The following is a 14,176-nucleotide window of genomic DNA, read 5'->3' as shown; positions in this document are numbered from 1 at the left end:
TCTCGTCAGGGGGCGGGCCGCAGCTTGTCCTCGAAGAAGCCCAGCACGCGGTCGACGGCGCCCTGGTCGCGGTGCAGCGTCAGGGTCGCGTGCTTGCGTCCGGGCAGGTCGATGCGCACGAAGCCCTCGCCCAGCTCGCGGGTGAGGGTCTCGAAGCGGGTGCCGGTGGCGACGTCACCGTCGTACTGCACGCCGAGCACCTGGCAGCCGCCCGCGACGCGCTCGCGCACCGCCGCGAGGTCGGAGGGGGAGAGGTTGACGTCGCCCGCGCGGCGGCGGCCGACGGGGAAGGGCGCGGAGGGCTGGCAGACCACGGGCGCCGCGACGGAGGTGTCGACCATCATGGCCAGGGCGAAGCCCCCGGTGAAGCACATGCCCAGCGCGCCGACGCCCGGCCCGCCCAGCTCCGCGTGCAGGTCGCGGGCCAGGCTGCGCAGCCACCCGGCGACCGGGGTCGTCTCCCCGGTGGCGAGCTTCGTGAACTCCCGGCTCACGCACACCTGGCGGAAGGCCCCGGCGACCGAGCGGGCTCCGATCGGGGCCCCGGGCGTGCCGAAGAGGTGGGGCATGACGACGGTGAAGCCGGCGGCCACCACCTCCTCGCCGAAGGCGATGACCTGCGGGGTGAGCCCGGGGATCTCGTGGATCACCACGACGCCGGGGCCGCTGCCCTTGCGGTAGGTCGGGTGGGTCGTGCCGTCGGCGGTGTGCTCGCCGAGGGTCCAGGAGTCGAGGAGGGTCATGACCGGCAGTATGGCCTCCGTGGGTCCGGTCGGGTGGGGCCCACGGCCCCGCAGGGTCCGGCCCGAGGGGGGAGCCCCGGGCAGCGCGGCGCTGCCTAGGGTCGGTGCATGCCGGACACCGACCCGTCGCGCCACGTGCGCCTCGTGCTGCCCCACCAGCTCTTCGCCGCGCACCTCGACGCTCCGGCCGGCACGGTCTTCGTGCTCCTCGAGCACGACCTGCTCTTCCGGCAGTACCGCTTCCACGCCCAGAAGCTGGTGCTCCACCGCGCCTCGATGGTCCGCTTCGCCGAGCGGCTGCGCGAGGCCGGCCACGAGGTCGAGCACGTCGAGACCTCCGCCTCCGCCACGAGCCACGACCGGCTCGTCGACTGCCTCGACCGGCTGCGCCCGACGCAGGTGAGCGTCTACGACGTGGTCGACGACTGGCTCTCGCGCGACCTCACCGCGGCCCTGGCCGACCACGGCTACGAGCTGCGCTCCGAGGACGTCCTGGAGACACCGTGCTTCCTCACCTCCCGCGCCGACGTCGCCGAGCAGGTCGGCAGCGGCGGCCGGACCGCGCGCATGCAGCACTTCTACGCCTGGCAGCGCCGCCGTCTCGACGTGCTGGTCGAGGGCGACCAGCCCGTCGGGGGCCAGTGGTCCTTCGACGCCGACAACCGCAAGAAGCTGCCCAAGCAGCACCCCGTGCCCGCGGTCGCCCGGCCCGGCGCCGACGGCGGGCCCGAGCGGCACCCGGCCGTGGCCGACGCCATCGCCTGGGTCGGCGAGGAGTTCCCCGACGCCCCCGGCGACGCGGAGGCCTTCGCCTGGCCGACCTCGCACGACGAGGCGGAGGCGATGCTGGAGGAGTTCCTCGCCGAGCGCTTCACCGAGTTCGGGCCCTTCGAGGACGCGATCTCCCGCGAGCACCCGTGGGTGTTCCACGCCCTGCTGACCCCGGGCCTGAACATCGGGCTGGTCACCCCGGCCCACGTGCTGGAGCGGGCGCTCGACGTCGGGTCCTCCGAGGAGGTGCCGCTGGCCTCCCTCGAGGGCTTCATGCGCCAGCTCATCGGCTGGCGCGAGTACATGCGCGCCACCTACGTCGTCCACGGGCGCCGCATGCGCAGCGGCAACCGGCTGACCCACACCCGGCCGCTGGCCGAGGGCTGGTGGACCGCGCGCACGGGGCTGGCTCCGGTCGACCTGGTGCTGGAGCGGGTGCTGGCCCACGGCTACGCCCACCACATCGAGCGCCTGATGGTGCTCGGCAACGCGATGTGCCTGCTGCGCGCCGAGCCCGACGCCGCCTACGAGTGGTTCATGGAGATGTTCGTCGACGCCTACGACTGGGTGATGGTGCCCAACGTCTACGCCATGAGCCAGTTCGCCGCGGGCGAGGCGATCACCACCAAGCCCTACGTGTCGGGGTCGAACTACCTGCGCAAGATGTCGGACCTGCCGGCGGGGGAGTGGCGCGAGGACTGGGACGCGCTCTACTGGACCTTCGTGCGCGACCACCACGACGTCTTCGCCGGCAACGCCCGCTCGCGCATGATCGCCAACCTCTACGACGGCCTGGACCCGTCGACCAAGGCCGCCCACACCCGGCGCGCCCACCCGTGGCTGTCCTGATGGCGCGGCTGCACTCCCTCGAGCTGCTGCCCGACGAGGCGGGCCAGGCCGCCGTACGCCGGCAGTGGCAGGCCCTGCGCGACGCCGGCCTGCCCTCCCAGCTCGACCACCGCGGCGCCTCCAACGCCGCCCACGTCAGCGTGGTGGAGGCCCCCGCGCTGTCGAGCGACGCCCTCGACGTGGCGACGGCGCGCCTGGGCTCGCTGCTGCCGGTGACGGCCGTGGTCGGTGGCGTCCTGCTCCTCGGCGGCGGGGGCGGCCGCGTGGCCCTGGCCCGCCCGGTGCAGCTGAGCGACGACGTGGTGCGCCGGGTGCTGGCGGTGCGGGTGCACGTGCCCGAGCGCCGCCACCACGGCTGGGTGCCCCACCTGACCCTCGCCCGGGGTCTCGACCGGTCCGACGTGCCCCGGGCCCTGGAGGCCCTGGGCGACCACGACGCGGCCCTGGAGCTGCGGCTGGCGTCGCTGCGCCACTGGGACCCCGACGCGGGCGAGGTCACCGACCTCGCCCGCTGAGGACCCGCCGTCCCGGGGGTGCTGGTCAGACCCCGGCCGGCTCCGGCTCGCGGACCGGCTCGGGGGTGTCGCCGACGGGGGCCCCGCGACGCGGCGCGTGGTAGGCGTCGACGTCGAGGATGCCCTCGCGGCGGGCCACGATGGTCGGCACGAGCGCCTGGCCAGCCACGTTGGTGGCGGTGCGCATCATGTCGAGGATCGGGTCGATGGCCAGCAGCAGCGCCACGCCCTCCAGCGGCAGGCCCAGGGTGGTGAGGGTCAGCGTCAGCATGACGACGGCGCCGGTGAGACCCGCGGTGGCGGCGGAGCCGACCACCGACACGAAGGCGATGAGCAGGTAGTCCTGCACGCCGAGGGTGATGCCGAAGATCTGCGCCACCGTGATCGCGGCCAGCGCGGGGTAGATGGCCGCGCAGCCGTCCATCTTGGTGGTCGCGCCGAGCGGCACCGCGAAGGAGGAGTACTCCTGCGGCACGCCGAGGTTGCGCGTCGTCACCTGCTGGGTCAGCGGCATCGTGCCCACCGAGGAGCGCGAGACGAAGGCCAGCTGGATCGCGGGCCAGGCGCCGGAGAAGAACTTCACCGGCGACAGGCCGTGCAGGCGCAGGATGACGGGGTAGACCACGAACATCACCAGCAGGCAGCCGACGTAGACGTCGACGGTGAAGACCGCCAGCGGCGCCACCAGGTCCCAGCCGTAGGTCGCGACGGCGCGGCCGAGCAGGCCGAGGGTGCCGAGCGGGGCCAGCTTGATGATCCACCACAGGACCTGCTGCACGACGGCCAGCGCCGAGCGCATGAAGCCCAGGAACGGCTCGGCCTTCTCGCCGGCCTTCAGCGAGGCGGCGCCCACGACGAGGGCGACCACCACGATCTGCAGCACGTTGAAGGACGCGGCGCCCTCCTCGATCTCCAGGCCGAGCACGTTGGCCGGCACCAGGCCGGTGAGGAAGTCCAGCCACGAGCCGCTGGTGCCCTCGTACGTCGCGCCCGCGGCCGAGACGTCGGCGCTGCTGCCGGGGTTGGTGAGCAGGCCCAGCGTGATGCCGATCGTGACGGCCACCAGCGACGTGATCGCGAACCAGACCAGCGTCTGCGTGGCCAGCCGCGCGGCGTTGGAGACCTCGCGCAGGTTGGTCACGCTGACCACGATGGCGGCGAAGACCAGCGGCGGCACGGCCGCGGTGAGCAGGCCGACGAAGGTGCTGCCGATGGTGTCGAGGGTCGTGGCCAGCCAGGCCACGTCCCAGGTGCGGGCCACCAGGCCCAGGACGACGCCGAGCACCAGGCCGAGGACGATCTGGGCCCAGAACGGGGTTCTGCGGACCGCCGAGAGTGCGTGCTTCACGGGACTGCCTTTCCGGAGGGGACTCCTGCCCAACCGGTCGGCGGCCCGCACGATTCCTGCGGCCCGGGTGGTGCGCCGCACAGTCGGCCCCGGGGCAGGAGGTCCGGCGCGCGGGGCGGCTAGAGCACCGCGTGGGGGCTGAGCACGCCGGCGGGGTCGAAGGTGCGTCGCAGGGCCCGCTGCACGTCGAGGGCGACGGGGTCGAGCTCGCGGGTCAGCCAGTGCCTCTTCAGCGTGCCCACGCCGTGCTCACCGGTGATGGTGCCCCCCAGCGCGAGCGCGGCCTCGGTGATCCGGTCGAAGGCGCGCATCGCGGTGGCGCGTCCGTCGGGGTCGGTGTGGTCGTAGACGATCGTGGGGTGCAGGTTGCCGTCGCCGGCGTGCCCGAAGACGCCGATGGTCAGGCCGAGGTCGTGGGCGACGGCCTCGACCGCGCCGATCAGGTCGACCACCCGGGCCCGGGGCACGCAGACGTCGTCGAGCAGCCAGTCGCCGCCGCGGTCGGCCGCCAGGCGCTCGAGCGCGGGCAGGGCGAGGCGTCGCGCCTCGAGCAGCATCGCCGCCTCCTCGGCGTCGTCGCTGCGCGCCACGTCGACGGCTCCGGCGCCGGTGCAGTGCGACTCCACCTGCTCCAGCAGCGCCGCCGCCCCGGGCCCGGCGTCGTCGGACTGCACCAGCAGCAGGGCGGCGACGTCACCGAGGCCCATGCCGGCGTGGGCGTCGACGGCCCGCACCGTGGTGCGGTCGAGCACCTCCAGCAGCGAGGGGGTCAGCCCGGCGGCCGCGATCCGGGCCACCGCGTCGCCGGCCGAGGCGAGGCGGTCGAAGGAGGCCACGAGGGTCTGCGGTGCGGCGGGCGCCGGCAGCAGGCGCACGGTGATCTCCGTGACCACGCCCAGGGTGCCCTCGGAGCCGACGAAGAGGCTGGTGAGGTCGTAGCCGGCCACGCCCTTGACCGTGCGGGTGCCGGTGCGCAGGACCCGGCCGTCGGCGAGCACGACCTCCAGGGCCTCCACGAAGTCGCCGGTGACGCCGTACTTGACGCAGCACATGCCGCCGGCGTCGGTGGCGACGTTGCCGCCGACCGTGCAGAAGGCGACCGACCCCGGGTCGGGCGGGTAGAACAGGCCGGCACCGGCCGCGGCGGCGCGCAGGTCGCCGGTGACGACCCCCGGCTGCACGACCGCGAGCCGCTCGACGGGGTCGACCTCCAGCACGCGGTCCATCCGGTGCAGCGACAGCACGGCGCTCCCGGCCGGCGCGTTGGCGCCGCCCACCAGGCCGCTGCCGGCGCCCCGGGGGACGACGGCCACGCCGGCCGCCGAGGCGGCGCGCAGGCAGGCCTGCACCTCGGCGGTGCTGCGCGGGGCGAGCACCACCGACGGCGTGGCGCGCTCGGTGAGCCGCGACTGGTCGTGGGCGTAGCCCGCGACGACGTCGGGGTCGTCGATGAGCACTCCGGCAGGCAGGGCGTCCCAGGTCATGTGCCGACCGTACCCACAGCGGTCGGGGCCGACCTCGGCGTCGGGCGGCCGGGCGGGGCCGTCGCGCGCGGCTAGGGTCGGCCCATGCCGATCCCCGAGCCGCTCTCGCCCGAGGAGCAGCGGGTGCTCGGCGCGCTGCTGGAGAAGCAGGTGACGGTGCCCGCGTCGTACCCGCTGTCCCTCAACGCGCTGCGCACCGCCTGCAACCAGACCTCCAGCCGCGACCCGGTGGTGGCCTACGACGAGCAGCAGGTCGAGCAGGTGGCGCGCGGCCTCAAGGACCGCGGGCTGGTGAGGATCGTCTGGTCCGACTCCGGCCGCCGCACGCTGAAGTACCACCAGGTGCTGGAGGAGGAGCTCGACCTCGGGCCCGACGAGCGCGCGCTGCTCACCGTGCTGCTGCTGCGGGGGGTGCAGGCCCCCGGCGAGCTCCGCACCCGCACCGAGCGGCTCCACCCCTTCGCCGACCGCGACGCCGTCGACGCGTGCCTGCTGCGCCTCGCCGCGCGGGAGCGACCCCTGGTGCGCGAGGTCTCCCCGCGCTCGGGCCGGCTCGACAGTCGCTGGACCCACCTCCTGGGGCCGGTCGAGGTCGACACGGCGGCGGCCGGTGGGCCGGCCGCCGCCGGCCCCGACGAGCGGGAGTCGGTGCTCGCCGACGGCCCGGAGGCGCGCGACGAGCGCGTCCGCGCCTCCTACGACGCACTGGCCGAGCCCTACGCCGCCCGCTTCGCCGAGGAGTACGCCGAGGGCGCCCACGGCCCTCTCGGGCTGGAGACGTGGCTGCTGGGCCGGGTCGTCGCGCTCGCCGACGGCCGACCGGTCGTCGAGGTCGGCAGCGGGCCCGGCCACACCACCGCCCTGCTGCGCTCGCTGGGCGCGGACGCCTCGGGGGTGGACCTGTCCCCGGCGATGGTGGCCGAGGCCCGGCGCCGCTTCCCCGACGGGGCCTACGAGGTCGGCGACCTGCGGCGGCTCATGCGACCCACGACGGCGCCCGGGTGGGGCGCGGTGCTGGCGTGGTACTCCCTCATCCACCTCGCGCCCTCCGAGCTCGACGACGCCGTCGCCGCCCTGGTGCGGCCCCTCGCGCCCGGCGGTCACCTGGTGCTGGCGCTCGAGGCGGCCTCCGCCGCGGGTCCCGCGGTGCGCCGCACCGACTCCTGGCTCGAGCGCGAGGTCGACCTCGCCCTGGTGCTCCACGAGCCGGCGCGCGTGCTCGCCGCGGTCGCGGCCGCGGGCCTGGTCGACGTCGAGTGGTACCACCGCGGGCCCTTGCTCCACCACGGCGAGACCACCGAGCGGCTCTACGTGCTCGCCCGCCGGCCGGGGTAGCCCGGGGTGGTCGGGGGTGGTCCGCCGCCCGACCCACCCGCCGGGGGCGGGCGCGGGGCTGGCTAGCGTGGGCGCCATGACCTCCGCCGGCTCCGACCACGACGGGCCCGGCACAGGCACGGAGCCCGAGCCGGGAGCCCCGGCCTGGCTCGCCGACGACGCCGATCCCGAGTACCACCTCGACGGGCGGGCCTACCCGCTCACCGACCGTCGCTTCCGCGACGTGGTCGGCTCCTTCGCCTCCGGGCTCACCGTGGTCACCGCGGACACCCCCGAGGGGCCCGTGGGCGTGACCTGCCAGTCCTTCGCCAGCGTCTCCCTCGACCCGCCGCTGGTGCTGGTGGTGCTGGCCCGGTCCTCCCGCGCGTGGCCCCGCGTCCGCGAGGCGGGCCGCTTCTGCGTCAACGTCCTCGCCGAGCACCAGCAGGAGCTGTCCACCCGCATGGCCAGCCGCGGCGTGGACAAGTTCGCGGGAGTGGGCTGGACCGCGTCGCCCACGACCGGGGCGCCCCGGCTCGACGGCGCGGTCGCCCACGTCGACTGCGCGATTGACGCGGTCCACGAGGCCGGTGACCACGACGTGGTGGTCGGGCGCGTGCTGGCCCTCGCCGAGGGGCCCGGCGGTGCGGACGCCCCGCCGCTGCTCTTCCACCGCGGTGCCTACCGCCGGCTGGGCTGACGCCGGCCCGGGTCGGCTAGGTTCGTCGTCGTGATCGCCCTGCCCGGCCACGGCTTCGTCATGCTCTCGATGCCCAAGTGCGCCTCCACCACCCTCGTCACGAGCCTCATGGGTCGCGCCGAGGTGATGATGCGGATCAACCCGCGCCTCAAGCACATGAACGCGCGCACCTTCACCAACCGCATGGCGCCGGTGCTCCAGACCGGCGGCTACCAGCGCGACGACTACGAGCTGGTCTCTCTGTTCCGCGAGCCGGTGGCCTGGCTGGAGTCGTGGTGGCGCTACCGCCAGCGCCCCGCGCTGCAGGACGACGACAACTCCCGCGCGGCCAACTCCACCGCCGACGTCAGCTTCGACGCCTTCGTCGGCGCCTACCTCGACGGCGCACCGGGCGCGCTCAAGGGGCGCCAGGCCCGCTTCATCGCGCTCTCGGCCGACCTCGACATCGCCGTCGACCGCCTGTTCGCCCTCGAGCGCCCCGACGTGTGGGAGGGCTGGATCGCCGAGAAGATCGGCGAGCCGCTCGAGGTCACCATGAAGAACTGGTCGACCTCCACGAGCCGGCCCGACCTCAGCCGCGCCCTGCGGCGCCGCCTCGAGGACCACCTGCGCCCCGAGCTGGAGATCTACGAGCACCTGCGCGCCGAGGGCCAGTGGGCCCCGCCGCGCGGCCACGTGCCCGGGCGCTGAGCCGCCGAGCGGTCGCCGAGCCGTCGCCGGGCCCGGCTGTCGAGCCGGCTTGGACGGTCCCGGCGTACGGCGTGGGGGTCAGTCGCGCGCGGTGAGCACGAGCGGGGGCCCGTCGGGGGTGATGGCCACGGTGTGCTCGGAGTGGGCGCCGCGCGACCCGTCGGCGCTGCGCAGCGTCCAGCCGTCGGGGTCGGTGACGATCTCGTCGGTCGTGTGGAGGAACCACGGCTCGATCGCGATGACCAGACCGGCCTTGAGCCGCAGTCCGCGACCGGCGCGGCCGTCGTTGGCGATGTGGGGCTCGCCGTGCATGGTGCGCCCCACGCCGTGCCCGCCGAACTGGGTGTTGACGCTCAGCCCGGCCTCGTGGGCCACGGCCGCGATCGCGGCCGAGATGTCACCGACGCGGTTGCCGACGCGGGCGGCGTCGATGCCCGCGGCCAGGGCCCGCTCGGTGGTCTCGATGAGCGTCAGGTCCTCCGGCCTCGGGGTGCCGACGACGACGCTGAGCGCGGAGTCGGAGACCCAGCCGTCGACGGCGCAGGCGAAGTCGACGCTGAGCAGGTCGCCGTCGCGCAGGGTGTAGTCGTGGGGCAGGCCGTGGAGCACGGCGTCGTTGACCGACGTGCAGAGCACCTTGCCGAAGGGTGAGGCGCCGAAGGACGGGTGGTAGTCGATGTAGCACGACTCCGCGCCGCGCTCGCGGATCATGTCGTGCGCGACCCGGTCGAGCTCCAGCAGGTTCACCCCCACGTCGGCGACCTCGCGCAGGCGGGTCAGCACCTCGGCCACGAAGCGCCCCGCGGGTCGCATCTGCTCGATCTGGGTGGGCGTGCGCAGCTCGATCACGGGGTCGAGCCTAGGCGCGCCCCGGGAGCCGGGCGGCCCGGGGTCCCGGGCCGCGCACCGCTCGATCGTCCCTGCCGCGGGGCGGCTACCACGCGGTCGGGTCGCCGCCGCGGGCGCGCTGGGTGGCGTCGCTGCTCCGCGACCGGCCAGCGCGGTTCCGAACGGGACCTCACCGCGCGGTGGCCGACCGGGCAGAAGTGGCGGGAGACGACCGGTCCAGGTGCGGAGCGGTCGTTCGCCGCCACTTCTCGCCGCGGGCGGCCCGCGGCGGGAGGCACTGCGGCGCGGGGCGTGGTTGGAGCCCGGTGAACGTCCCGGTGGTCGACCGGGCGGAAGTGGCGGGAGACGACCGGTCCAGCAGGTGCCGACCGGTCGTACGCCGCCACTTCCCGGGCGGGCCGCCCCGCGGCGGGAGGCACTGTGGCGCGGGGCGCGGTTGGAGCCCGGTGAACGTCCCGGTGGCCGACCGGGCGGAAGTGGCGGGAGACGACAGGTCCAGCAGGTGCGGAGCGGTCGTTCGCCGCCACTTCTCGCGCGGGCCGCCTGGCAGCCGGAGGTGCTGCCGGGCGGGGCGTGGCTGGAGCCCGGTGACCGGCCGGGTGGCCGACCGTGCGGAAGTGTCGGGAGACGACACCTCCGGCGGCTGCCGACCGGTCGTACGCCGCCACTTCTCGCCCGGCCCGGCCCGCCCCGCGGCGGGAGCCGGCCCGAGCGGACGTGGTGGGAGCCCGCTGAACGTCCCGGTGATCGGTGTGGGAAGCGGCGGGAGACGACCCCTCCGGCGGCTGCCGACCTGTCGTACGCCGCCACCCTCACCGTTCACCCACGCGGCGAGGGCCGCGAGCGGGTCACCAGCCCCGGGCGCGCCACTCCGGGATCGACGCGCGCTCGGCGCCGAGGGTCGAGTCGCCGCCGTGGCCGGGGTAGAACCACGTCTCGTCGGGCAGGGCGTCGAACAGCTTGGTCTCGACCTCGTCGACGAGCTGGGCGAAGGCGGCCTCGTCGCCGAAGGTGTTGCCCACGCCGCCGGGGAAGAGCGAGTCGCCGGTGAACAGGTGGGGCCGGCCGCCGGAGGGGCGGTCGTCGTAGACCAGCGCGACCGACCCGGGGGTGTGGCCGGCGATCGGCACGACCTGCAAGGTGCAGTCGCCGACCGCGACGGTGTCGCCGGCCCCGACCCGGCGGGTCACGGTGACGCCGGTCTGCTCGGTGACGGCGTCGGCGTCGGGGGTGCCGACGACGACCTCGGCCCCGGTGGCGGCGACGACCTCCGCCAGCGCTCGGTGGTGGTCCCAGTGCTGGTGGGTGGTGACGACGGTGTCCAGGCCGGCCTCACCGACCAGGCCCAGCAGCGTGGCGGCGTCGGCGGCGGCGTCGACGAGCACCTGCTCCCCGGTGTGGCGGCAGCGCAGCAGGTAGCAGTTGTTGGACATCTCGGGGTCGACGGCGACCTTGGTGATGACGAGGTGGGCCAGCTCGCGGGTCTGGGCGGGGCCTCCGGGGGAGACGTCGCCGTCGTAGTCCGAGGGGGCCGGGGTGTCGCTCGGTGGGGTCATGTCCCCATCCTGCCGCGCCGGCGGGTGGCCCGACCCGTGAGCGGGCTCACCCGGCGCGGGGCGGCTCCGCTGCCCATCGGGGTGTGGCCCCGCTGTCGGTGGTGCGTGAGATGGTGGCCGGACGTGCCGACCCGCCCCTGCGGCGGACGCCGACGTACCATGACGAACGTCTGTTCGACTCCTCCACGCCACCAGGACGGGACTCCAGTGCAGGACCAGCTCATCATCCGGGGTGCTCGCGAGCACAACCTGAAGGACGTGTCGCTCGACCTTCCCCGCGACTCGCTGATCGTCTTCACCGGCCTCTCGGGCTCGGGCAAGTCGTCGCTCGCCTTCGACACGATCTTCGCCGAGGGCCAGCGTCGCTACGTCGAGTCGCTCTCGGCCTACGCCCGCCAGTTCCTGGGCCAGATGGACAAGCCCGACGTCGACTTCATCGAGGGCCTCTCGCCCGCGGTCTCGATCGACCAGAAGTCGACCTCGAAGAACCCCCGCTCGACGGTCGGCACGATCACCGAGGTCTACGACTACCTCCGCCTGCTCTACGCGCGCGCCGGGCGCCCCCACTGCCCGACCTGCGGCGCCCCCATCGAGCGGCAGACCCCGCAGCAGATCGTCGACCGCGTGCTGTCCCTGGAGGAGGGCCGGCGCTTCCAGGTCCTCGCACCGGTCGTGCGCGGCCGCAAGGGGGAGTACGTCGAGCTCTTCCGCCAGCTGCAGACCCAGGGCTTCTCGCGCGCCCGCATCGACGGCGAGACCCACTCCCTCGACACCGTCCTGTCCGACGGACCCAAGCTCGACAAGCAGAAGAAGCACACCATCGAGGTCGTCGTCGACCGGCTGGCGGTCAAGGAGTCCTCCAAGCGGCGCCTCACCGACTCCGTGGAGACCGCCCTGGGCCTGGCCGGCGGCCTGGTCGTGCTCGACTTCGTCGACCTCGACGCCAAGGACCCCGGGCGCGAGATGAAGTTCAGCGAGAAGATGGCGTGCCCCAACGACCACCCCATCGACACCGACGACCTCGAGCCGAGGTCGTTCTCGTTCAACTCGCCCTTCGGCGCCTGCCCGGCCTGCAGCGGCCTGGGCACCAAGCTGGAGGTCGACGCCGAGCTCGTCGTGCCCAACCCCTCGGCGACCCTCGGCGAGGGCGCCATCCAGCCCTGGGCCGGCGCCCACGTCGCCGACTACTTCCTGCGCCTCATGGACGCCCTGGGCGACGAGCTCGGCTTCGACCTCAACACCCCGTGGGAGGACCTCTCGGCGCGCTCGCAGAAGGCGCTGCTCGATGGCCACGCCACGAAGGTCCACGTCGTCACCCGCAACCGCTACGGGCGCGAGCGGGCCTACTACGCCGACTTCGAGGGCGTGCGGGGCTACGTCGAGCGCCGCCACCGCGAGGCGGAGTCCGACACCAGCCGCGACCGCTTCGAGGGCTTCATGCGCGAGGTGCCCTGCCCCACCTGCCGCGGCAGTCGGCTCAAGCCGGTCTCCATGGCCGTGCTGCTCGGCGGTCGCAACATCGCCGACGTCTGCGCCCTGCCCATCAACGAGGCCTCGGAGTTCCTCGGCTCCCTCGAGCTCTCGGCCCGCGAGCGCCAGATCGGCGAGCGGGTGCTCAAGGAGATCCAGGAGCGCCTGCAGTTCCTCCTCGACGTCGGGCTCGACTACCTCTCCCTCGACCGCCCCTCCGGGTCGCTCTCGGGCGGCGAGGCGCAGCGCATCCGGCTGGCCACCCAGATCGGCGCCGGTCTCGTCGGCGTCCTCTACGTGCTCGACGAGCCGTCGATCGGGCTCCACCAGCGCGACAACCAGCGCCTCATCGAGACCCTCGTGCGGCTCAAGGACCTCGGCAACACCCTGATCGTGGTGGAGCACGACGAGGACACCATCAAGGTCGCCGACTGGGTCGTCGACATCGGTCCGGGGGCCGGCGAGCACGGCGGCCAGGTGGTGCACAGCGGCACCGTCGAGGACCTGTACGCCCACCCCGACTCGATGACCGGCCAGTACCTCTCAGGTCGTCGCGAGATCCCGGTGCCGGCCCGCCGCCGTCCGCGCACGGTCGGGCGCGAGCTCAAGGTGCTCGGGGCCCGCGAGCACAACCTGCGCGACGTCGACGTGACGTTCCCGCTCGGCGTCTTCGTCGCCGTCACCGGCGTCTCGGGCTCGGGCAAGTCCACCCTGGTCAACGACATCCTCTACACCTCGCTGGCCAAGCAACTCTACAACGCGCGCACCCTCCCGGGCCGCCACCGCGCGATCACCGGCCTCGAGCACGTCGACAAGGTCATCCACGTCGACCAGTCGCCCATCGGCCGCACGCCGCGCTCCAACCCCGCCACCTACACGGGCGTCTTCGACCACGTGCGCAAGCTCTTCGCCTCCACCCCGGAGGCCAAGATGCGCGGCTACCTCCAGGGCCGGTTCTCCTTCAACGTCAAGGGCGGGCGCTGCGAGGCGTGCTCCGGCGACGGCACCATCAAGATCGAGATGAACTTCCTGCCCGACGTCTACGTGCCGTGCGAGGTCTGCCACGGCGCGCGCTACAACCGCGAGACCCTCGAGGTGCACTACAAGGGCAAGACCATCGCCGAGGTCCTCGACATGCCGATCGAGGAGGCCGTCGACTTCTTCGCCGCCGTGCCGGCCATCGCGCGCCACATGAAGACCCTCGTGGAGGTCGGGCTCGGCTACGTCCGCCTCGGTCAGCCCGCGACGACCCTCTCGGGAGGCGAGGCGCAGCGCGTCAAGCTCTCCGCGGAGCTGCAGAAGCGCTCCACCGGCCGCACCGTCTACGTGCTCGACGAGCCGACCACCGGTCTGCACTTCGAGGACATCCGCAAGCTGCTGCTGGTGCTGGGCCGCCTGGTCGACCAGGGCAACACCGTCCTGGTCATCGAGCACAACCTCGACGTCATCAAGACCGCCGACTGGCTCGTCGACATGGGCCCCGAGGGCGGGTCCCGCGGTGGCGTGGTCGTCGCGGAGGGCACGCCCGAGAAGGTCGCGACGGTCGAGGCCAGCCACACCGGCCGCTACCTCCGCCCGCTGCTCGAGGGCAAGGAGGCCACACAGCCACGTGGTCGCCTCGCGGCGTCGGAGGCCCCGGCCCCGGCGCGCGCCACCCGCCGCCAGGCCGCCACCCAGGTCGCCAACGACCGCGCCGCCGCCCGGGCCGCGAAGCCGGCCAAGGCGACGACCGCCAAGAGGACAACCGCCAAGAAGACGGCCGCCAAGCGGACGGCCGCCAAGAAGTAGGGAGCCCCGGAGGTCGGGAGCCACGGCGGTGGCCGGGGCCACCGGTCGCCGGTCCCTGGGTCGGTCCTCAGCCGCTCCACAGACCGCCTGGCTACCCTC

At 74.2% G+C, this 14,176-nt stretch carries 11 protein-coding genes; 6 read left to right on the top strand and 5 right to left on the bottom strand.

What is annotated here, in order from left to right:
* Positions 1-5: 5 nt before the first annotated feature.
* Entirely contained in the window at positions 6-743 is a 738-nt protein-coding gene (locus M3673_RS09110) for a dienelactone hydrolase family protein (protein ID WP_193660932.1), read from the bottom strand.
* Positions 744-851: 108 nt separating this feature from the next.
* Between M3673_RS09110 and M3673_RS09105 the strand changes: the two genes are divergently transcribed.
* Positions 852-2,363, top strand: a complete 1,512-nt coding sequence (locus tag M3673_RS09105; RefSeq protein WP_251533106.1) for a cryptochrome/photolyase family protein — start codon at positions 852-854, stop codon at positions 2,361-2,363.
* Positions 2,363-2,878 carry a 2'-5' RNA ligase family protein gene (locus M3673_RS09100; protein WP_193660930.1) on the top strand — a complete coding sequence of 172 codons (516 nt, stop codon included), beginning with the start codon at positions 2,363-2,365 and terminating at the stop codon, positions 2,876-2,878. The genes M3673_RS09105 and M3673_RS09100 overlap by 1 nt, the downstream gene beginning before the upstream one ends.
* 25 nt (positions 2,879-2,903) lie before the next feature.
* Here the strand turns inward: M3673_RS09100 and M3673_RS09095 are convergent, their stop codons facing one another.
* Positions 2,904-4,226: a dicarboxylate/amino acid:cation symporter gene (locus M3673_RS09095; protein WP_056864325.1), complete on the bottom strand. Its 1,323-nt coding sequence runs from the start codon at positions 4,224-4,226 to the stop codon at positions 2,904-2,906.
* Positions 4,227-4,345: 119 nt separating this feature from the next.
* A complete protein-coding gene (locus tag M3673_RS09090; protein WP_251533105.1) occupies positions 4,346-5,710 on the bottom strand; it encodes an FAD-binding oxidoreductase in 1,365 nt (454 codons plus the stop codon).
* 84 nt (positions 5,711-5,794) lie between these two features.
* Here M3673_RS09090 and M3673_RS09085 point away from each other — a divergent pair, with 84 nt between their 5' ends.
* The 3 genes from M3673_RS09085 to M3673_RS09075 all read left to right on the top strand — a co-directional run bounded on the left by M3673_RS09085 (position 5,795) and on the right by M3673_RS09075 (position 8,414).
* A complete protein-coding gene (locus M3673_RS09085; RefSeq protein WP_251533103.1) occupies positions 5,795-7,045 on the top strand; it encodes a DUF480 domain-containing protein in 1,251 nt (416 codons plus the stop codon).
* A gap of 76 nt (positions 7,046-7,121) precedes the next feature.
* The gene (locus tag M3673_RS09080) at positions 7,122-7,724 is read left to right on the top strand and encodes a flavin reductase family protein (RefSeq protein WP_193660927.1); all 603 of its coding nucleotides are present in this window, start codon (positions 7,122-7,124) and stop codon (positions 7,722-7,724) included.
* A gap of 30 nt (positions 7,725-7,754) precedes the next feature.
* Positions 7,755-8,414 (top strand): hypothetical protein, encoded by a 660-nt coding sequence (locus M3673_RS09075; RefSeq protein WP_056864328.1) that lies wholly within the window; start codon positions 7,755-7,757, stop codon positions 8,412-8,414.
* Between the two features lie 78 nt (positions 8,415-8,492).
* Here M3673_RS09075 and map read toward each other — a convergent pair whose 3' ends face one another.
* Both map and M3673_RS09065 read right to left on the bottom strand, forming a co-directional pair.
* Positions 8,493-9,263 (bottom strand): type I methionyl aminopeptidase, encoded by a 771-nt coding sequence (gene map / locus M3673_RS09070; protein WP_056903990.1) that lies wholly within the window; start codon positions 9,261-9,263, stop codon positions 8,493-8,495.
* A gap of 848 nt (positions 9,264-10,111) precedes the next feature.
* Positions 10,112-10,819, bottom strand: coding sequence for an MBL fold metallo-hydrolase (locus M3673_RS09065; protein ID WP_193660925.1), 708 nt, complete (start codon positions 10,817-10,819; stop codon positions 10,112-10,114).
* A gap of 207 nt (positions 10,820-11,026) precedes the next feature.
* Here M3673_RS09065 and uvrA point away from each other — a divergent pair, with 207 nt between their 5' ends.
* On the top strand, positions 11,027-14,077 hold the full coding sequence (gene uvrA / locus M3673_RS09060) for an excinuclease ABC subunit UvrA (protein WP_251533101.1): 3,051 nt from the start codon (positions 11,027-11,029) through the stop codon (positions 14,075-14,077).
* Positions 14,078-14,176 lie beyond the last annotated feature (99 nt).

It is taken from the genome of Nocardioides sp. P86 (assembly GCF_023712465.1).
Lineage (GTDB): Bacteria > Actinomycetota > Actinomycetes > Propionibacteriales > Nocardioidaceae > Nocardioides > Nocardioides kribbensis.
Note: the sequence above shows the minus strand (reverse complement) of the source record. Positions and strands in the feature narration are given on the sequence as shown.

Bases quoted from the DNA above. Each gene is read 5' to 3' on its own strand.
- M3673_RS09110 (WP_193660932.1), bottom strand. From the start codon at position 743: ATGACCCTCCTCGACTCCTGGACCCTCGGCGAGCACACCGCCGACGGC.
- M3673_RS09105 (WP_251533106.1), top strand. From the start codon at position 852: ATGCCGGACACCGACCCGTCGCGCCACGTGCGCCTCGTGCTGCCCCAC.
- M3673_RS09100 (WP_193660930.1), top strand. From the start codon at position 2,363: ATGGCGCGGCTGCACTCCCTCGAGCTGCTGCCCGACGAGGCGGGCCAG.
- M3673_RS09090 (WP_251533105.1), bottom strand. From the start codon at position 5,710: ATGACCTGGGACGCCCTGCCTGCCGGAGTGCTCATCGACGACCCCGAC.
- M3673_RS09085 (WP_251533103.1), top strand. From the start codon at position 5,795: ATGCCGATCCCCGAGCCGCTCTCGCCCGAGGAGCAGCGGGTGCTCGGC.
- M3673_RS09080 (WP_193660927.1), top strand. From the start codon at position 7,122: ATGACCTCCGCCGGCTCCGACCACGACGGGCCCGGCACAGGCACGGAG.
- M3673_RS09065 (WP_193660925.1), bottom strand. From the start codon at position 10,819: ATGACCCCACCGAGCGACACCCCGGCCCCCTCGGACTACGACGGCGAC.